Source organism: Virgibacillus sp. LDC-1, assembly GCF_030137545.1.
GTDB lineage: Bacteria > Bacillota > Bacilli > Bacillales > Amphibacillaceae > LDC-1.
Genome location: NZ_JARUVL010000003.1, coordinates 56,990 through 76,739, shown reverse-complemented (window position 1 = coordinate 76,739; position 19,750 = coordinate 56,990). Strand labels below are relative to the sequence as shown.

The following is a 19,750-nucleotide window of genomic DNA, read 5'->3' as shown; positions in this document are numbered from 1 at the left end:
TTCCAAGAATGATTAGAATTTATGAAGAATAAAAAGGATACGAGTTTGACAATATTCCCCTTACTTTTTATATGCCCTATGCTAGAGTGAACTTTAAGACAAGCTAGGAAGTGAGGGGACTATAATGAATAGAAAAAAACCAGTAGTCGTAAAACTAAATCAAAAAGATGTTTTAAAAAATGCCAAAAATACGTTTGCTAAATTTCAAGGCGAATCGGATTCTACTGAAAATAATAAAGAGGTTCCGTCTTATATAAGAAAAAGCAGCAATAGAAAGCATCCCCCAAAAAAGAGAGCAAATAATAAAATCGTAAAACCTTTTTTGTTATCCGCGATATCTGCAGTAGCTGTAGGATTATTGCTAGGGTTTATTATGTTAAATATGTTCGGAAATATGGGAGAAAAACCATCAGCTGTCGAACAGCCGGCAGCGCTAACATCTGATTCAGATAATAAATCAAGAGATTCACAAAAAAAAGCAGTGAATCTAATAGATGCTAGCTTTGGTGAGATGAACGCATTTGTATTACAGGGTGGCGTCTTTTCTCAACAAGAAAATGCTGATGTGGTAAGAAAGCAATTTGAAAAATCGGGTTACCCAGCAATTAGCTGGAAAAAAGATACAAATTTTTATGTGCTTGTAGGCTTGGCAACGACGAAACAGGAGGCAAAAACGGTCGCAGACAGTATGAAAGAAAACGGATTTGAAACGTATATAAAAGCGTGGCAGGTTGAAGAAAAGGTACTGCAATTAACGACAGATGAAGACCAATGGCTGCAGTCCTTTTTCGAACATTGGGAGCAAACCGCTGCCTCTATTACTGATGATAATGTGAGTGTAGATAATTGGAATGCACTAATGGAACAGCAATTGAATAAGGGCTCTAAGCTGATATCATTACAGGAAAAAATCCAAGCTAAACAAGATAAGCTGAGTAAGCTTGATCAAAAAGGGTGGCAAGCATTTTTATTAGAACTTTGGAAGGAGTATGCTTCTATCCGTTCATCTTAATAATTGGCAGGTTACGAAATGACTTTTAGTTTATAGATAATGTTTTCTAGTAATAAAATGATTTCTCTAATAGGAAATCTATTTTTTTTTGCATTTTTAAATCGTACAACCATAATATCGGAGGTTGTCTGTCTTTCATTCCTTCGCTATGCTCGAGTTATCTTAAGAAAGGAGGGAATTAAATGAAAGCAGCTTCTATTATGATTAAAGATGTACCAAAAGAAGATCGACCGAGAGAAAGGTTCTTGAAATATGGACCGGATCATCTTAACAACCAAGAGTTACTTGCCATATTGCTTGGAAGTGGTACAAAGGAAGAATCTGTCATGACACTTGCGAATCGTGTACTCATGCATTTTGAAGGAATCAAGCTCCTTCAAAATGCAACGATTGAAGAATTAACAGCAATCAAAGGTATCGGAAGTGCAAAGGGGATTTTACTATTGTCTGCTTTAGAGCTAGGAAAGCGATTAAATCAATATAAGCCGATTGAACGTTATGTAATCCGTTCTCCTGAGGATGGGGCAAACTATGTGATGGAAGAACTACGTAGTTTAACACAGGAGCATTTTGTTGCTTTATTTTTAAATACGAAAAACCAAATTATTCATCAACAAACGATTTTCATCGGCAGCCTCAACGCCTCGATTGTACATCCACGCGAAGTATATCGTGAAGCAGTCAAACGATCCGCCGCATCAATTATTGTTGCCCATAATCACCCTTCCGGCGTGCGCCTGCAAGGTGCATAATTTTAGCGGTTTCATAAGAAATCTAGAACTCCTTACGATGTTCTATGGTCAGCATCTTACTTTACGAGGAAACTCTAATAGGGAACGAAGCATGATGTGAAAAGGGGAATAGACGATAAAGCTATCTATATCGATTCAGTTCTTCAGACCAAGTGATGTACGGTAAAAGCTATACTGCTTGAATCCTAGGCGAATGAGCGATGGGTGCGCCATTATCTACGATAGCTAACAGGTAATGAGGATAAAATGGAGACGTATCGTCTGAGCGTCCATGAAAGCTTTTGCTTTCTCATCCATAGTAAGGTTTATCCTTCAATTCTCTAATAGAGTAAACCGTCAAAAGGGATACCTAACCATCACGCAACTAAAATTATGGATAATGCAGGGATTACCTAAGTGCGAGTATTATAACATTTGTAGCATTGTTTTATGAACACTCCATAAGGTAACGGAGTCTCCATAGTACTCAACGTTTGCTTGTAATGAGTTTAGCATGGGGAAGGGAGACAGGCTGATGAGAACTTTAACTAGAAAGGAGTCATGAACATGGCAAAGAATCCATTTCACCAGTTAAACGTTATAAGGGAAGCCTCTCGAAAAGGTTACATCATTACAGATTGTTATCGTCTCATGTATCACAAGGCATTGTGGCTGAAAGTACACGAAAATTTATATGGAATAAAAGAGAGTAGCAAACGTTTTGATTTTCCATACATGCTGAAAATAGATGGACTCATTGAAAAATTAAAGGCTGGAATATTTCGCTTTAGTGCTGTAAATAATTGTGTGAAGTTAAAAGTGAACAAAAAAACAGCTGTCCTTAATGAAGTGATGTGGGAAAACGAGCTTGTAGGAGAAGGAATTCGCATCATACTAACAAATGTATATGATCCACTATTCTCGGAGCATGCACATGGAAGTAGAAGCGGCAGCGGAAGACATACAGCACTTTCTAGCATTAAAAACAATTGGAAAGAATTAAATTGGTGCTTGAAAGGGGAAATAACAGCTTTGCACGACCATTTGACCCCAGCAAAAGTGGTTCAAAGTATTGCAAAAAAAATCAATGATCGACGCTTTCTTCTTCTTATCCACAATGCAGTAGCAAATGGTGTGCTAAAGCAATCCAAAGCACCTGCAAATTTCGGTAGATCAATATATAATAAGAAACTCTACCTATTGCTAACCGACATTTTCCTAAGACAGTTCGATTGTTTTATTGAGAATCAATTTCTTAAAAGGGAAATGAAACAGTCAAACAACGCTCTGGAAATGGAATATGTGCGTTATCATAATCATTTTGTTATTGGTATTGCTGCTCATAAATACTTTTCCAAAAACACGAGCGAAACTATTCATCATTATTTAGAGAAGAAGCTTTGTATTCCTGCTAATTTACAGATCATTCATTTCGATAAATCCATTCCTTTTCTTGGTTTTCATCTTCGCCGTGAACAGAATAAAGGTCAAATGAAAAAACAACATCCGATAAAAAAGAAAAACACCACTCAAAGCATACGTTTAGAAATCCCGCAAAAGAAATTGCAGGAAGCCGCTAATAAACACAACTATGGAGATCTCATGCGGTATAAATGCACGCATCGCCCCAACCTCATCAACAAGTCAGAAGTCACCATCCTGCGCATGTATAATAAAGAATTATATGAAATAGCAGCCTATTATAGGTTGGCCGATAACTTCCATCAGTTAGATGGCTTCTTTTACTTTGCTCAATGCAGCTTTATTAAAACACTAGCTCATAAAAGGAGAACTACCTTTAGAAAGGTTATCTTAAGTACGAAAAGACATAGACAGGGAGCTATATGTATTGTAAGCAAGGATAAAGCGGGAAATAAATTAACTCACTCTTTTATAAAACGAAATAAATTATCTTTCGAATGAAGTGTAATACATGTTGGGAAGACGTATTGTAAGTAATGGACTTTGCACATTGTAAACAAAAATGAAATGTTTTAATTAGAGTGATCGGTATTTAGATACATGAAATGGATGGACAACGCTTCAGATAATAAATAATCGATGTACACATAAACTAAAAAGAGAGGTATCACTTGTTTCATCAGCTGGCGAGCCGTATACGCTGAAAGGTGTACGTACGGTTCTGAGGGGGGAGCAGTGGAACCTGCTTTAGCGATTAAGCAAGGCACATAGCTTCTACCCTACGACCCCACTCCATCTCAAGAAGATATTCACGTAACGCGACGTTTGGTTGATTCTGGAAAGATTATTGGAATTGAATTGTTAGATCATTTAATAATAGGAGATCGTAAATTTATATCATTAAAAGAAAAAGGATACCTATAAGTACTATCAATTTTATTACTTTTTTCGTATAATTAAATAGACAATCAAAATTAGGCGCCATTTTCGAATCGAGTTGAAATTGGCGCTTCTTAAGATTAGGATACAATAAGCGTATTTTTTAACAAAGTAGTACGTTTCAATAGCTTTTAAAAACGAATTAACCACCATTATTGAGGGAAGTAAAGTCGATTATAAAAAGCTACCCAATTTAGAGTTTATATATTTTGATGCAACTGGAGAGGAAGATTTTTTTGGGCAAATTTAGTTTTTCACAAGACCTAGGAATTGATCTAGGTACGGCAAATACACTTGTATTTGTGAAAGGAAAAGGTGTTGTAGTAAGAGAGCCATCTGTAGTGGCTAAAAATATTGAATCAAACGAAATTGAAGCAGTTGGTAGTTCTGCTCGAAATATGATTGGAAGAACACCAGGTAATATTTCTGTTATCCGCCCAATGAAGGATGGCGTAATCGCAGATTATGATACAACAGCTATTATGATGAAATATTATATTAATAAGGCAATGCGAAAGCGTTCGTTTTTTGCGAAAAAACCGAGTGTCATGATTTGTGTACCTTCAGGAATTACGATGGTTGAAGAAAGGGCAGTTATTGATGCTACAAAGCAAGCAGGAGCAAAGGATGCGTTTCCGATTGCAGAACCATTCGCAGCAGCAATTGGGGCAGGCTTACCAGTATGGGAACCTACTGGTAGTATGATTGTGGACATTGGTGGAGGAACGACTGAAGTCGCAGTAATTTCCTTAGGAGGAATTGTTACTAGTCAATCGATTCGAACAGCTGGTGACGATATGGACGAAGCAATTATCCAATATATTCGTAAAACGTATAATTTGATGATTGGAGAACGATCAGCAGAATCGATAAAAATGGAAATCGGTGCTGCGGGAGAAGTTTTAGAGGATGAAACAATCGAAATTCGTGGGCGAGATTTATTAACAGGTCTACCTAAAACAATAAGTATTACTGCTTCCGAAATCTCTACCGCATTACAAGATACAATTACAGCAATTATAGAATCTGTAAAAGCAACATTAGAAACAACACCACCTGAGCTTGCAGCGGATATTATGGATCGAGGAATCGTATTGTCTGGTGGTGGAGCGCTGTTGAAAAACTTAGATCGTGTAATTAGTCAAGAAACTAAGATGCCTGTGTTTGTCACTGAGAATCCATTAGAAAGCGTAGCAATAGGTACGGGTAAATCATTGGAATACATTCAGCATTTTCGGTCACATCCTAATGTATCCACACGCCCTACCATAGAATAGGTAGGTGTTTCGATGTCATTTTTTCGAAAAAAACGATTGTTTATTCTTTTAATGGGTTTTATCGTTCTTGTTGTTTTGATAGGCTTTTCCATGCAAAAACGCGGAGGACTAACTACGCCGGAGCAATTTATTAATGACGCAGTAGGATGGACACAAAGTGTTATTCAAGCACCTGTTAAACTAATTTCCTCTTTGATATCGAATATTGATGATATTAAAAATACGTATGATGAAAACCAATTATTGAAAGAAAAATTAGCTCAATATAAATCGTTGATTTATGAAGTGCAAGAGTTAAAGCAAGAGAATGAAGAATTAAGAAAAACAATTGATAAAACGAAATCCATTCGTGATTATAATCCAATTCAAGCAATTGTTATCTCACGTTCTCCTGAGCAATGGATGGATAAGGTAACAATTAATAAAGGAAAGCAGGATGGTGTAAAAGAAAACATGGCGGTCATCACGGCGGATGGAATGGTAGGTAAAATTAAAAAAGCATCTCAGTTCACATCTACGGTTCAACTGCTTACAGGTTTTGACCAATTTAACCGGATTTCAGCTACCATACCACGAAAAGATAACAAAAATATCGTTGGGATGATTGAGGAATTTGATGCAGAGAGCAACTCTCTTCTATTCCGGATTATTGAGGAATCAGATAAGGATATTAAAAAAGGTGAGATGGTTATATCCTCTGGAATGGGTGGGGTTTTTCCTTCCGGATTAGTTATCGGGACTGTGAAAGAGGTTATTCCTGATCAATACGGTCTAACACAGACAGCGCTTGTTCAACCAGCAGCGAATATGTATGAAATTGATAATGTAATTGTTGTTGATAGACAGCTTGTTGAAAAGAAAGAAAAGACAGAGAAAGAAGAGGATAAATAATGAAACGCTTATATATCCCTCTTATTCTGTTTTTGTTGTTAGTGTTAGAAGGCGTTGCGTTAGATTTTTTACCAACAACATTCTTTCACGCACATCTAATGGTTGTCCCACATTGGGTTTTGTTATTTTTAATATGTGTTGCAATGTTCTATGAACGAGAGAATGTGCATATTGCTACATTTTATGCTGTATTATTCGGAATGTTAATCGACATTGTGTATACAGATGTATTAGGTGTATATATGTTCATTTATGGAGTAGCAGTATATATTGTTCGTAGTTTAACAAAATATTTACATGCGAATTTTTATGTTGCTATCTTGTTCACGATTTTAATTGTTGGCATTGCAGACACAGCCATTTATATTATTTACACTGTTATTGGCATTACAGATATACAGTGGGACACATATGTGATTTATCGCCTATCTCCTTCTATAATAGCCAATATAATCTTTATGTGCTTGTTGTATCCGCTGGTAGTAAAACGGTTAAAAGTAGAGTAAATAGAAAACCTTTTAAAATGGTGTAAAGGATTGGTTAATAGCTCTGCTAGGATGAGGAATGATGAGGTGAATGCATGTTGCATGAAAAGAAGCAATTAATAACAATAAAGGGAACAAGAGAAGGTCTAACTTTCGTAATCGATGATTCCTGTTCATTTGAAGAGGCATATATTGAACTAGGTGAAAAGATGTCCATAAGCTTAAATCAAAAAGAAGAACCAATTGTACCGGTAGTTGTAAGATTAGGTAATCGTTATATACATAGCGAACAAAAAGAAAAAATTAAAAATTTAATCGAAGCGCAAAATCGATTTTCGGTCCAATCCTTTGAATCTGATGTAATAAGTAAGCAGGACGCGCTTTTATGGCAAGAAAATAGTACAATTAAAGTGGAAAATTGCATCGTTCGATCTGGACAAGTTTTAGAAGTGACAGGAGATTTGCTGTTAATCGGTGATGTTAACCCTGGTGGGAAGATAATGGCTACTGGAAATATATATATTCTTGGTAGTTTACAAGGAATTGGACATGCAGGTACGCTTGGAGATCGAAATGCAATTATTGCTGCATCTTATATGAAACCATCCCAGCTTAGAATTGCAGATTATATAAGTCGAGCACCAGATTATGAGTCAGAAGGTGTATTTATGGAATGTGGCTTCATTGATGAGAAACAAGATAAAATCATCATTGACCGACTTAGTGTGCTGTCGCATCGATTAAAAACGCTTAGCGGGTTCGAAAGGAGAATAAAAAATGGGTGAGGCTATTGTCATTACTTCTGGTAAGGGTGGGGTTGGAAAAACAACCACTACCGCAAATATTGGAACCGCTCTTGCATTATTGGACAAGAAGGTTTGTTTGATTGACACAGATATTGGTCTTCGTAATTTAGATGTAATTATGGGGTTAGAAAATCGGATTATCTATGATATTGTTGATGTTATTCAAGATCGATGCAAATTAAAGCAGGCATTAATTAAAGATAAACGATTTGATTTTCTATCACTTTTGCCAGCCGCACAGACTAGTGATAAATCTGCAGTAACAACAGATGGAATGAAAAAAATTGTTGCCGAATTAAAGCAAGAATATGATTATATTCTTATTGATTGTCCTGCTGGCATAGAACAAGGATTTCAAAACGCGGTGGCAGGAGCAGATAAAGCAATTGTTGTTACGACCCCAGAAAAATCGAGTGTTCGCGATGCTGATAGAATTATAGGCTTACTAGAAAAAGAAGAAATGGAACCACCTACCCTCATCATTAATCGTATTCGTAATCATATGATGAAGAATGGAGATATGCTTGATATTGATGAAATTGTACAAATTCTCTCGATTGATATCATCGGGATTGTAATGGACGATGATGAAGTAATTAAGGCTTCTAACCAAGGGGAACCTATTGCGATGCAGCCAAAGTCAAAAGCGTCGCTTAGCTATCGAAATATTGCGAGAAGAGTTCTAGGTGAAACTGTGCCACTTCAATCATTAGATACAGATGCAGGTATGTTTAGCAAAATGAAGAAGTTTTTTGGTATTCGATCATAGATTTATACTCATTCAAATGCTATTCTGTCTGAAAGCTTTTTCAAGCTATTCGGATGTAGAATAGCATTTTTTTATCTATCATACCGTTGTAAATACGCTAAAAGATTCATATCTCCTTTCTTCTTTTCATACACTTAGACAAAAGCGTAAAGAGGGATTGAGGCGAATGAACAGAGGGGTACAAAAAGTAAGGAAATCCATTACAAAGCGGAAAAAAATACGCAATTGGGAGCCATCTCCAAGAAGAACCGCCAATAATAGAAAAATCGTTTCTCCGATACCACAAGATGAAGAGAAGCACGGGTATTATAAAAGCTTTGTTGACAATACAGAACTGGGAAACCGAAGAAGTCAGCTTGTTACAGGGGTTGTGTTAAAGGGAATATTATCTGTCATGCTTTTTTTTGCAGTTGCCTTGTTGTGGCAAACTGATTCGGTACGTTTTTCTTCTCTTCAAAGCTGGACAAGCTATGCATTGACCGAAGAATTTCCATTTGCAAAAGTTAATCAATGGTATCGCACAACCTTTGGTAGCCCAATGGGGATTTCCCCTCAACAACAGCTTGTCAATTCAGGCGATAACCCACTTGCATCACAAGTAAGTGGGAATGTAAAAGAAACCTTTCAAGTAAATGGCAAGGGAATCCGAATTGCTCCAGAAAAATCCACAAATATATCATCGTTACGTGATGGTATTGTTATATTTGCTGGCCAAGATCGAAAAACAAATAAAACTGTCATCGTTCAACATGCAGACGATAGTAAGTCTATATATGGGAATTTAAGTAGTATAGATGTTCATTTATATCAATCGGTGGTTGCAAACCAACGAATAGGAAATTTTAAACCAACCGTAGGAAATGATTCGGTTTATATCGCAATCGAGAAAGACAAGCAATATATCGATCCGATTCAGGTGATAAAAGTTGATGACAGTCCGTAATATGCTTCCACCTATTCGTATTCATCCAATCCTCTATGTATTTATAGTAATATCGTTTGTTACGGGAACATTTATACAGCTGTTTATTATTCTTTCTATCGTTTTCATTCATGAAGCAGGACATTTTTTTGCAGCAAGATGGTTTCAATGGCGAGTCTCAGAGATTAAGCTATGGGTTTTTGGAGGTGTCATGCGAACGGACGAGCACAGTAATCGCCCATTGTATGAAGACATCATCGTGACAATCGCTGGTCCGTTACAGCATATTTTTATTTTCTTAGTTTGCGTTATGTGCACTTATTATCAACTTCTTTCACCGACAGTAGTAGAAATGATATTATTTTATAATGGAGTTATTTTACTATTTAACTTACTTCCAATCTGGCCATTAGATGGTGGCAAGCTTATTTTTTTTGTGTGTAGTCATTTTTTTGCTTACCGAAAAGCGCATCAGCTTATTGTTCAACTATCACTGTTATTATGTATGATTATGATGGTTGTAATTCTATTTGTTCTTCCGTTTAATTTAAGTGCATTTTTAGTATTTATCTTCTTATTTGTGGAAAATAAAACCGAATGGAAGCAACGTTTCTATGTGTTTATGCGATTTTTGATAAATCGTTATGAAGAGGATGCTTCTATTCATCGTGTTTTACCTATATCAGTAAACCATCAAGAAAATTTAATGGATGTTTTTCAGCAGTTTAAAAGAGGAAAAAAGCATTCCATCTACATCAACTATCCAAATAAGCGCCGAAAGATGATTGATGAAATGGATTGTTTAAGGTGTTACTTTCATGAAAAGGCACATGATAAAACAATCGGAGAGATAGCGAAGTATTTATAGAAATATTAAGAGGTTGGCTTGACACAACTATGTTTTTTATGATAACATCAATACGTTATTCATCGTAGCACCAGTGCTACAACCGCACAGATCAGGTGATAAACCATTGTGGTACCTGCATGGCGAGTCTTAGTTTATCAGGGAGGTGCAAACATGTACGCAATTATTGAAACAGGTGGCAAGCAAGTAAAGGTAGAAGAAGGTCAAGTAATTTACGTTGAAAAAGTTGCAGCTGATGAAAATGAATCAGTAACTTTTGACAAAGTGTTATTTGTTGGTGGAGATGATGTAAAAGTCGGTGCTCCATTTGTTGAAGGTGCAACTGTAACTGCTAAAGTAGAAAAACATGGCCGTCAAAAGAAGGTTATGGTTTACAAATTTAAGCCAAAGAAAAATTACCATCGCAAACAAGGTCATCGTCAGCCTTACACAAAGCTAATCATTGACAAGATTAATCTTTAAGTTTTGAGTGAAATAAATGATACATGTATCGATATTTCGTAAAGACAACCAAATAAGAGGCTTCGAGCTTTCAGGACATGCAGATAGTGGACCATACGGATATGATTTAGTTTGTGCTGCTGTATCTGCGGTTTCATTTGGTGCTGCAAATGCAGTTGAAGAGCTTTGTAACATTGATGAAAAAGATATAAAGGTTAAACAAGGCGGCAAAGGTGGATTTCTCCATATCATGCTCCCTATTGACCTAGATGATGATACTGCGAAGAAGGCTTCCTTATTACTGGAAGGTATGGTAGTTTCATTGAAAACAATCGAAAAAGAATATAGTAAGTATATAAAAATAAAGAATTAGGAGGTGACTCGGATGCTACGTTTAGACTTGCAGTTTTTTGCAACGAAAAAAGGTGTTGGTAGTACAAGAAACGGACGTGATTCTGAATCAAAGCGTCTTGGTGCGAAACGCGCAGATGGACAATTTGTAACTGGTGGATCCATTCTTTATCGTCAACGCGGAACGAAAATCTACCCAGGCGAGAATGTTGGACGTGGTGGTGATGACACACTTTTTGCTAAAATCGATGGTGTTGTTAAATTTGAGCGATATGGTCGCGATCGTAAAAAAGTAAGTGTTTATCCAGTTGCCAAAGAAGCTTAATATATCATAAAAAACTCCAGCCTTTCAATGGTTGGAGTTTTTTTATGGATCCGTTCGTATGGGTGAAGAATCCTTTTTAAGTTATTTTCGTATAAAGTGCCGTTCAACACAATTAATCGTAACTCATCATTGAATAGCATCTAAGATTACATGAAGTTATAGTTGTTTTCTGTTATAATTTTCTTCATAATGGAGGGAAAAAAATGGAGAGTAAAGATGTAATGATGTTACTCCGTCATATTCGACATGATGTGATGAATGATATGCAGGTTATCCAAGGCTATTTAAGTATGGGGAAATCTGATAAAGTACAATCTAAAATTACACGTGTGTTAGAACGATATGAAGAAGAACGGAAGCTGATGAATTTAAACACCCCTCATTTTGCACTTTGGTTAATCGGATTCAATGCAATGCATACGAATATTCGGTTAACGTATGAGATAGACGCCCAAGATATGAATCTTAATCGAATTGATAATGAGTTGGTTAAGCAATGTAATCAATTGTTTGAAGCGATTGAAGCATGTTGGGATCGAACACAGCTTCATGAGGCTGTGGTTCGTTTAAAAGGAGATAAGGTAAAACATAATATAGAGGTACAAATAGTTTTTGAACGTAAGACGGACTGTATTTCTGTACAAACATTGCTAGCAAACTATAATCAAGAAAACATTGGTTTGTTTGTGAATGAAGCAGGTAATGAATATCGATTTGTATTTAATAATTTGGATGTATAGGTGAGGTGAACAGCTATGTTTGTAGATCAGGTTAGTGTCTATGTAAAAGCCGGTGATGGAGGCAATGGTCTTGTCGCATATCGACGTGAGAAATATGTTCCAAAAGGCGGTCCGGCTGGAGGAGACGGCGGAAATGGTGGTGATGTCGTCTTTCAGGTTGATGAAGGTTTAAATACGCTAATGGATTTTCGTTATAATCGTCATTTTAAAGCAAAGCGTGGGGAAAATGGGATGAGTAAAAGCATGCATGGAAAAAATGCACACCCATTAATTATTCCTGTTCCACCAGGGACTACAGTTATTGATGAGGATACAAATGAGGTAATTGCTGATCTGACAACACATGGTCAAGAAGCAATTATTGCAAATGGAGGAAGAGGTGGTCGGGGAAATATCCGCTTTGCTACTCCAAGAAATCCCGCCCCTGATTTTGCCGAAAATGGAGAGCCAGGTCAAGAAAGAAATATTAAAGTAGAGCTAAAAGTAATTGCAGATGTTGGACTTGTAGGATTTCCGAGCGTTGGAAAGTCTACGTTTTTATCTGTTGTCAGTGCGGCAAAGCCGAAAATTGCGGATTATCATTTTACAACCTTGGCTCCTAACCTAGGTGTAGTAGAAACCGGCGATCAACGAAGCTTCGTTATGGCTGATCTACCTGGTCTTATTGAAGGTGCACATGAGGGTATTGGCCTTGGACACCAGTTTTTACGACATGTAGAACGGACGAGAGTAATTGTACATATCATTGATATGGCTGGAACAGAGGGAAGAGATCCCTATGAAGATTATGTTAAAATTAATCAAGAGCTAGAAGCGTATGATAAAAACTTACTTCAGCGCCCACAAGTAATTGCAGCGAATAAAATGGACATGCCTGGTGCAGATGAAAATTTAGTTCATTTTAAAGAGAAGCTGGAGAGTGACATTCCATTGTTCGCGATATCTGCAATAACAAAGAATGGGATTCGCGATCTTCTCTTTACTGTCGCCGATATGTTAGAGCAAATTCCAAAGCAAGAGCCTATTATCGATGATACAGAAGAAAAGGTTGTATATAAGTATGAGCGCCTAGAGGATGGATTCTCCATAACACGAGACCCAGATGGAGCTTATGTGCTTTCAGGTGTAAAGATTGAAAAATTATTTAAGATGACGGACTTTGCTAGAGATGAGGCTATTCAACGTTTTGCTAGACAAATGCGAGGTATGGGAGTAGATGATGCGCTACGCAAAAAAGGGGCAAAGGATGGAGATACGATCCGCCTGCTTGATTATGAATTTGAGTTTGTAGAATGATTATCTGCAATTGTAAAAGAGGGATACTGTGAAACGTCAGAGGGATGAATCGTTTTTTTTAGTACGAAGTGACGTGCTACCTGAATCAATGAAAAAAACAATTCAGGTAAAGGAAATGCTTGAACAAGGGAAGGCAAGTTCCGTCTATGAGGCAGTAAATAAGGTTGAACTATCAAGGAGCGCCTTTTATAAATATAAAGATACTGTCTTTCCTTTTCAGGCAATGGTGAAGGAAAAAATCATCACCCTATTTTTTCATTTAGAGGATCGATCTGGAACTTTATCGAAGCTTTTAAAATTAATTGCTGGGGCTGGATGTAACGTATTAACTATTCATCAAACAATCCCTATTTTTGGTAAGGCGAATGTTACCTTATCATTAGACGTTTCCATGATAAATGAAGACATAGAAAAAATGTTACATCGCCTAAAACAACTGGATTTCGTAACGCGAGTTGATATGCTTAGCTCAGGAGCATGAGCATGGTACATCGCACGATAATAATGGCAAGGTGTATAAAGGGAGAAGAGCAAGATGACGAAGCGAATAGGTTATTTAGGACCAAAAGGGACGTTTACAAAACTTGCAGTGGACGCAGCGTTCAATGGTGAAGATAAAAAAGCGTTTGACACTGTCCCCGCTTGTATTGATGCGGTTGATACCGGAGAAGTTGATATCGGTGTTGTTCCGCTGGAAAATGCAATTGAAGGTACTGTACATCTTACAGTGGATTATTTAGTCCATCAAGTAAGATTGCCAATTGTAGCAGAAATTGTTGTACCAATTCAACAACATTTAATATGCACACCTAACTTTAAAGGAACATTAAAAGATATTGAAGCGGTTTATTCGCATAGTCATGCGATTGCACAATGTCACCAATATATTCATCAAAATTTGCCAAACGCTGTATTACATGTTACTTCTTCCACTGGAAAAGCAGCGGAACTTGTATCCGTTAAAGAAGGAAACATCGCAGCGATAGGGAATAAGCTAGCAGCAAAAGAATATGGTTTATGTATTGTAAAAGAAAATATTCATGATTATCCAAATAACCATACACGATTTGCGGTGTTGACGAAAAATACGGAAGCCTTATCTATTCAACATCCTATTACAACAGAAAAAACGAGCTTACTTGTTACATTACCACGAGACTATGCAGGCGCATTACATCAAGTATTGTCTGCTTTTGCATGGAGGAAAATGAATCTATCTAAGATCGAATCTAGACCAATGAAGACTGGATTAGGAAATTACTTTTTTATTATTGATGTAGATGATCCATATGATGCTGTTCTTTTTCCAGGTGTTCAAGCAGAATTAGAAGCACTAGGTTGTAGTGTAACGATTTTGGGTACCTTTCCAGTTTATCATTTACAAGCAAACTCTTCTTCTTTATGAACGAATCTAATTTCACCTACTTCTTTTGAAGTGGGTGTTTTTTGATTTGCTTTTCAAAAGAATATGCATCACTTAAATAATCGTTCAACATTTATTGGGTGATTGCATATGTTGATATAGAGTTATTAGCCTACCTATCAGAAATGAAAGGAGTATCGAGGAAATGAAAATTCATATTGTGCAAAAAGGGGATACACTTTGGGATATCGCCCATAAATATGGCGTTAATTTTGAAGAATTAAAGCAGCTTAATTCCCAATTGTCGAGTCCAGACATGATTATGCCAGGAATGAAAATTAAGATCCCAAGCTCTGCAAAAACAGTTAAAAAAGAAGCATATCAACCTCCAAAAGCACAACAACCTTATAAAGAAATTTCACCAAAGCCAATGCCAGTTATCAAGGAGGACGATAAGATGAAAAAGAAAGAAGTGGTTAAGCCGATGCCAATGCCTCAGCCTCAAATGCCACCAGTACAAATGCATCCACAAATGATGCAAATGCCAATGATGGAACAAGAATTAACAAATTATACAACAATTAATCTCCCGCCATATCAAGAATCGAAGGAAGAAAAACCAGCAAAAACGAAGCCTGTGATGAAACCGGCTCCGCAGCCAATGCCTCAACCCACTCATTTAGTCCCGCTTTGCTGCTATGTTATGGATCCGTGTCATCCATCAGAACCGTTTGTTTTGATGGCGAATATGCAAGGAGGCTATCCTGGTCCTCAACAGCCAATGCCTCAGCAGTGGCAAGCACCACATATGGGTTGGGATATGGAATCCTCTAGTTCAAGTAGCTCTAGTACTAATATGCCAGTTAATCCAGCTAAAATGGGTTATTATGATGGCGGTGGGTACTATGGAGCAGATCCATATGCGGGAACATACTATGGTAATCCAGCGTTTCAGCAAGGCATTGCACCAGGATATCAAATGCCACCTGGTCCTGCTTACGGACAACAACCATATTCGCCAATGCCTAGTGCACCTTATCCAGCTTATCCAACACCACCTGGCTTTCCGATGTATCGTGATGAAGAGGATGAAGCAGGAAGTGAGTAATAGGTACAAAGGAGAGGAGATGACTCACCATCGTCTCTCTTCTTTTTTGCTCTCAGAAGGAGGTCTATCCGTACAATATGTACGAAAAATAAAACAACATGTATTTCACATCGAGACAGTAAATGAAAAAGAATATATTGTAAAGGCACATGCCAATAAGAAAAACGTTATGCAACAATGGGATTTCTTTCGGCAAGTAAGCAACCCACATATCGTTCCGTTTATTTTTTTCCCTAATGGGAAAAGAACAATATCCTTGCAGCCATTCACTTGGACGTTATCTCCATTTATACGGGGAAAAAAGCTACGCTATGCGAAAGCCTCTGATCGACAAGAAGCATTAGAGACAGTACAAAAGTTTCATGCTCAAGCTTCTGGCATCTTTATAGAAAAGCGCTTAAAACGTAGACTTTTGTTTGAAAGATGGTATGATAGGTTATTATCCTTTCAAAAGACAGCGCATTTGTTTGCTGAAAATGGCTATACAGCTTTGTATAAAGATATTGTAATAACTGCGGAGCACTTTTTTAAAAAAAATATGCGGTTTCCATGGAAAACAATGCAACAAGAAGCAGAGCAAAAAGGACAGTGGATTCATGGGGATGTTGCATCACATAACTTTATTCATACAAGGAAAACAACTTGTTTAATTGATTATGACTTACTGCAAGCTAGTCCACATATTTTTGACTTCATTCAACTTGGACAACGGTTTTTACCATTTTTAAATTGGGATCTATCTGCGTTAATTTCCTATCACATGGTGGATGAGGAGGCTATTCCAAAGTGGCTCTGTGCGATTGCGATTCCTAGTGATGTCATGCGAGAATGGATGTATTTTCTCCCGGAAGCAACAGATGATAAGCTGAAAACATACCTCGAAGAAATGGAGCAGGATTGGGAAGCACGTAAAAACTTTTTTAGAAAAACGGAAAAAATGGTAAAATCAATGTGATGGATGAAGAAATTATCCGATAATAATAAAGGAATTTTAGTTGCATACTGGAGGAATATTCATGAAAAAAACAGTGGAAAAATTAACAAGTTGGTTAAAAGATCAAGTCGATGGAGCAGGAATGAAAGGGTTAATCGTAGGTGTTAGTGGCGGTTTAGACTCGGCAGTGGTAGCTTATTTAATTAAGCGAGCATTCCCCGATAACTCCATTGGTGTTATTATGCCATTAAATAGTAATCCTTCTGGAATGGAGCATGCGCAGAAAGTTATTGATGGTTGCGGTATTGAAGGAGTAACGATTGATTTAACGGCTGCACACAAGCAATTGCTAGGAACAATTCAGGAGAAGCTTCAGGACAATATAATAGAACATAATCGTCGATTAGCAGATGCGAATTTACGTGCCCGCTTACGAATGAGTACATTATATACAGTTGCTACGAATTTTAATTATTTAGTTGTTGGAACAGATAATGCTGCGGAGTGGTATACCGGTTACTTTACAAAATATGGTGATGGTGGCGTTGATTTATTACCGCTAAAAGAGTTTACAAAAGGCGAAGTTCGCGAGCTTGCATCTTACTTAGGCGTTCCGGATGAAATTATTCAAAAGCAGCCAAGTGCCGATCTATGGGAAGGGCAAACAGATGAAGAAGAGATGGGGATTTCGTATGATACGATTGACGCTTTCTTACAAGGCAAACAAATATCACAGCAAGAAAGAACGGTTATTGAACGGATGCATCAACGTACGGAACATAAACGATCTCCATTACCATATTTTTCTCGGACAAATTAAATAGCTAGCACGATTAAATCAACCTCCCTTAACCAAACTAATCGTTAAGGGAGGTTTTGGTCATGCTGAAACTGCAAAGTATGATTTGGATGACGCTCGTAATCACCGTGTTAGTTGCATGTGACGGGGATACAAGTGTGAAGAAGACAAAAGAAAATGATAGCGAAGCAGCTCCTATACATTACGAAACTGAGCAAGAGCAACAAGAAAGGTTAGGCTCACATCAGTCTGATAAACATGAAAGAGACGCTTATCCACAACAAGAAGAGAAGTCGCTAAATGGAGGAGATCGGACAGGGTCATATACGGATAAGTACACGACTGAGGATGGAGTAAGAGTGGCGGACCACTTGATGAATATGAAAGAAGTAAAAGTTGCACAAGTTGCAATTACAAAGGATAAAGTAATCGTTGCTGTTCGATTAGCAGAAGGTGTTGATCCAACTATTCAAAAAAATATAGAGCGCGAGGTATCTAAATTTATCTCCGATAAACCCATTGTTATTTATACAGATGACAACCATTGGGATCGGATACGAAATATGAATTCACGTTTTAAGTAAACTTTGGATCATTGTTCCGTTCTTATACGTGGCGGGCTGTTCTTCTTTATGTAGACTAGAAGTTTTGATATAGTAGAAGTGGAAATTTGAAGAGAGGAGAATGTCCAGTGGCTGGTCATTCTAAGTGGAAAAATATTCAAAGAAGAAAGAATGCGCAGGATGCTAAAAAAGGAAAAGTATTTATGCGGCACGCAAAGATTATATACATTGCCGCTAAAGAAGGTGGCGGAGATATTGAAACAAATGCCGCTTTAAGAACGGCTGTTGAAAAAGCAAAAGCCGATAACATGCCAAACGATAATATAGAGCGGGCAATAAAAAAAGCAACAGGAACACTTGACGGAGTAAGCTATGAAGAGATCACTTATGAGGGCTATGGACCAGGTGGTGTAGCAGTCATCGTTCATGTGCTCACCGATAATCGGAATCGAACAGCAGCAGAAATCCGCCACGCGTTCAAGAAAAACGATGGCAACCTAGGGGAAAATGGAAGTGTTTCCTTTATGTTTGACCGAAAAGGATATATGTTGATATTAGATGAAGAACACAAGTATGAAGAAGATGATATTTCATTGGATGCAATTGAAGCTGGCGCAGATGATGTTGTTGTGGAGGATGGGGCCTATGAAATCCTAACAGCTCCTGAAGATTTTAAAGAAGTTCGCGAATTTATGGAAGCGAAAGGCTATGTATTAGAAGAAGCAGAGGTTACATTAATTCCGCAAACCTATACATCGGTATCAGAAGATCAGGAACAAAAAATGGATCAGCTTATAGATATGCTTGAAAATGATGAAGACGTACAGGATGTATATCATAACTTAAAAGAAAACGAATAGATAGATGTGGTTGGGACAAAAAGGTGTTTAACTGATAACAACCGAATGAAGCCGTATCCAAAGTATAGAAAACGGCAAGGCTATTTTAAGCTATAATGCAATTATTTGGATGTTGAGTGAGAAGCTACCGTTTTGTCCGAACCATTTTCTTTGTCGTCTCAATGGTTATAGTGGTTGGATTTTATACGGATATAAAGAAAATGTGATAAAATGAGGGAAGGTTTAAAAGAGGAGAATTGTAAATGATAGCATATGTAAAAGGAAAGTGTACTGCGATAGAGGATGAAGCAGTAATAGTAGAAATGGCTGGCATTGGGTATGAAATTATATGTGCCAACCCTTTTATTTTTCAAGCATCTTTAAATAAAGAGATACAAATTCAAACCTATTATCATGTTCGCGAAGATGCCCATCTATTGTACGGGTTTAAAAATAAAGATGAAAAATTTCTATTTACGAAATTAATTTCAGTTTCGGGTATTGGACCTAAAAGTGCGTTAGCGATGATGGCTACTGTTGATATTCCAGAATTTGTTGCTGCTGTTGAACGAGAAGATGACAAGTTCCTATCCCAATTTCCTGGCGTTGGTAAAAAAACAGCTCGACAAATTATTCTAGATTTAAAAGGAAAGCTAACGACTACATTTTCAATTAGTCAAGATCAAGGACATGCATCATCACCGCTTGTATCAACAGCGAAAGAATTTAATGAAGCAAAAGAAGCGCTACTTGCACTTGGATATACCGATAGGGAGATTAAAGCAATTATGCCACAGCTTCCGAAGGATCAAATACATAGCACGGATGAACTTGTTCGCAAAGCATTAGCTTTGTTAATGAAAAAGTAA

23 protein-coding genes, 1 pseudogene and 1 other annotated feature are annotated in these 19,750 nt (G+C 37.3%); all 24 genes and pseudogenes read left to right on the top strand.

Features of this window, described 5'->3' with window-relative positions:
- Positions 1-124: 124 nt before the first annotated feature.
- Positions 125-1,012: an SPOR domain-containing protein gene (locus tag QBK89_RS03985; protein WP_284139728.1), complete on the top strand. Its 888-nt coding sequence runs from the start codon at positions 125-127 to the stop codon at positions 1,010-1,012.
- Between the two features lie 182 nt (positions 1,013-1,194).
- Positions 1,195-1,764, top strand: coding sequence for a RadC family protein (radC, locus tag QBK89_RS03980; protein WP_284139727.1), 570 nt, complete (start codon positions 1,195-1,197; stop codon positions 1,762-1,764).
- 798 nt (positions 1,765-2,562) lie between these two features.
- Positions 2,563-3,666, top strand: coding sequence for a group II intron reverse transcriptase/maturase (locus tag QBK89_RS03975; protein WP_284139726.1), 1,104 nt, complete (start codon positions 2,563-2,565; stop codon positions 3,664-3,666).
- Between the two features lie 282 nt (positions 3,667-3,948).
- A pseudogene (locus tag QBK89_RS03970) lies at positions 3,949-4,089 on the top strand (JAB domain-containing protein); the annotation flags it as partial.
- 251 nt (positions 4,090-4,340) lie between these two features.
- On the top strand, positions 4,341-5,381 hold the full coding sequence (locus QBK89_RS03965) for a rod shape-determining protein (RefSeq protein ID WP_284139725.1): 1,041 nt from the start codon (positions 4,341-4,343) through the stop codon (positions 5,379-5,381).
- Between the two features lie 12 nt (positions 5,382-5,393).
- A complete protein-coding gene (gene mreC / locus QBK89_RS03960; RefSeq protein ID WP_284139724.1) occupies positions 5,394-6,272 on the top strand; it encodes a rod shape-determining protein MreC in 879 nt (292 codons plus the stop codon).
- On the top strand, positions 6,272-6,778 hold the full coding sequence (gene mreD / locus QBK89_RS03955; RefSeq protein ID WP_284139723.1) for a rod shape-determining protein MreD: 507 nt from the start codon (positions 6,272-6,274) through the stop codon (positions 6,776-6,778). The genes mreC and mreD overlap by 1 nt, the downstream gene beginning before the upstream one ends.
- 74 nt (positions 6,779-6,852) lie before the next feature.
- Complete coding sequence (gene minC / locus QBK89_RS03950) at positions 6,853-7,542, top strand: septum site-determining protein MinC (RefSeq protein ID WP_330948654.1); 690 nt, start codon at positions 6,853-6,855, stop codon at positions 7,540-7,542.
- Positions 7,535-8,332: a septum site-determining protein MinD gene (minD, locus tag QBK89_RS03945; RefSeq protein ID WP_284139722.1), complete on the top strand. Its 798-nt coding sequence runs from the start codon at positions 7,535-7,537 to the stop codon at positions 8,330-8,332. The genes minC and minD overlap by 8 nt, the downstream gene beginning before the upstream one ends.
- A 166-nt stretch (positions 8,333-8,498) precedes the next feature.
- Entirely contained in the window at positions 8,499-9,275 is a 777-nt protein-coding gene (locus tag QBK89_RS03940; protein WP_284139721.1) for a M23 family metallopeptidase, read from the top strand.
- Positions 9,262-10,122: a M50 family metallopeptidase gene (locus tag QBK89_RS03935; protein WP_284139720.1), complete on the top strand. Its 861-nt coding sequence runs from the start codon at positions 9,262-9,264 to the stop codon at positions 10,120-10,122. The genes QBK89_RS03940 and QBK89_RS03935 overlap by 14 nt, the downstream gene beginning before the upstream one ends.
- A 70-nt stretch (positions 10,123-10,192) precedes the next feature.
- Positions 10,193-10,262: a sequence feature (ribosomal protein L21 leader region), on the top strand.
- 13 nt (positions 10,263-10,275) lie between these two features.
- Entirely contained in the window at positions 10,276-10,584 is a 309-nt protein-coding gene (gene rplU / locus QBK89_RS03930; RefSeq protein WP_284139719.1) for a 50S ribosomal protein L21, read from the top strand.
- 16 nt (positions 10,585-10,600) lie between these two features.
- Positions 10,601-10,936: a ribosomal-processing cysteine protease Prp gene (locus QBK89_RS03925; protein WP_284139718.1), complete on the top strand. Its 336-nt coding sequence runs from the start codon at positions 10,601-10,603 to the stop codon at positions 10,934-10,936.
- Between the two features lie 12 nt (positions 10,937-10,948).
- On the top strand, positions 10,949-11,239 hold the full coding sequence (rpmA, locus tag QBK89_RS03920) for a 50S ribosomal protein L27 (protein WP_284139717.1): 291 nt from the start codon (positions 10,949-10,951) through the stop codon (positions 11,237-11,239).
- 203 nt (positions 11,240-11,442) lie between these two features.
- Entirely contained in the window at positions 11,443-11,979 is a 537-nt protein-coding gene (locus tag QBK89_RS03915; RefSeq protein WP_284139716.1) for a Spo0B domain-containing protein, read from the top strand.
- Positions 11,980-11,994: 15 nt separating this feature from the next.
- Positions 11,995-13,275: a GTPase ObgE gene (gene obgE / locus QBK89_RS03910; protein WP_284139715.1), complete on the top strand. Its 1,281-nt coding sequence runs from the start codon at positions 11,995-11,997 to the stop codon at positions 13,273-13,275.
- 28 nt (positions 13,276-13,303) lie between these two features.
- A complete protein-coding gene (locus QBK89_RS03905) occupies positions 13,304-13,756 on the top strand; it encodes an ACT domain-containing protein (RefSeq protein WP_284139714.1) in 453 nt (150 codons plus the stop codon).
- Positions 13,757-13,810: 54 nt separating this feature from the next.
- Positions 13,811-14,680, top strand: coding sequence for a prephenate dehydratase (gene pheA, locus QBK89_RS03900; protein ID WP_284139713.1), 870 nt, complete (start codon positions 13,811-13,813; stop codon positions 14,678-14,680).
- Between the two features lie 163 nt (positions 14,681-14,843).
- Positions 14,844-15,746, top strand: coding sequence for a SafA/ExsA family spore coat assembly protein (gene safA, locus QBK89_RS03895; protein ID WP_284139712.1), 903 nt, complete (start codon positions 14,844-14,846; stop codon positions 15,744-15,746).
- Complete coding sequence (locus QBK89_RS03890; protein ID WP_284139711.1) at positions 15,739-16,701, top strand: phosphotransferase; 963 nt, start codon at positions 15,739-15,741, stop codon at positions 16,699-16,701. Before safA ends, QBK89_RS03890 begins: the two co-directional genes overlap by 8 nt.
- 61 nt (positions 16,702-16,762) lie before the next feature.
- Positions 16,763-17,500, top strand: coding sequence for an NAD(+) synthase (nadE, locus tag QBK89_RS03885; protein WP_284139710.1), 738 nt, complete (start codon positions 16,763-16,765; stop codon positions 17,498-17,500).
- Between the two features lie 62 nt (positions 17,501-17,562).
- Positions 17,563-18,063, top strand: coding sequence for a YhcN/YlaJ family sporulation lipoprotein (locus tag QBK89_RS03880; protein ID WP_284139709.1), 501 nt, complete (start codon positions 17,563-17,565; stop codon positions 18,061-18,063).
- 107 nt (positions 18,064-18,170) lie between these two features.
- Positions 18,171-18,902: a YebC/PmpR family DNA-binding transcriptional regulator gene (locus tag QBK89_RS03875; RefSeq protein WP_284139708.1), complete on the top strand. Its 732-nt coding sequence runs from the start codon at positions 18,171-18,173 to the stop codon at positions 18,900-18,902.
- A 242-nt stretch (positions 18,903-19,144) separates the two neighbouring features.
- A complete protein-coding gene (gene ruvA, locus QBK89_RS03870) occupies positions 19,145-19,750 on the top strand; it encodes a Holliday junction branch migration protein RuvA (protein ID WP_284139707.1) in 606 nt (201 codons plus the stop codon).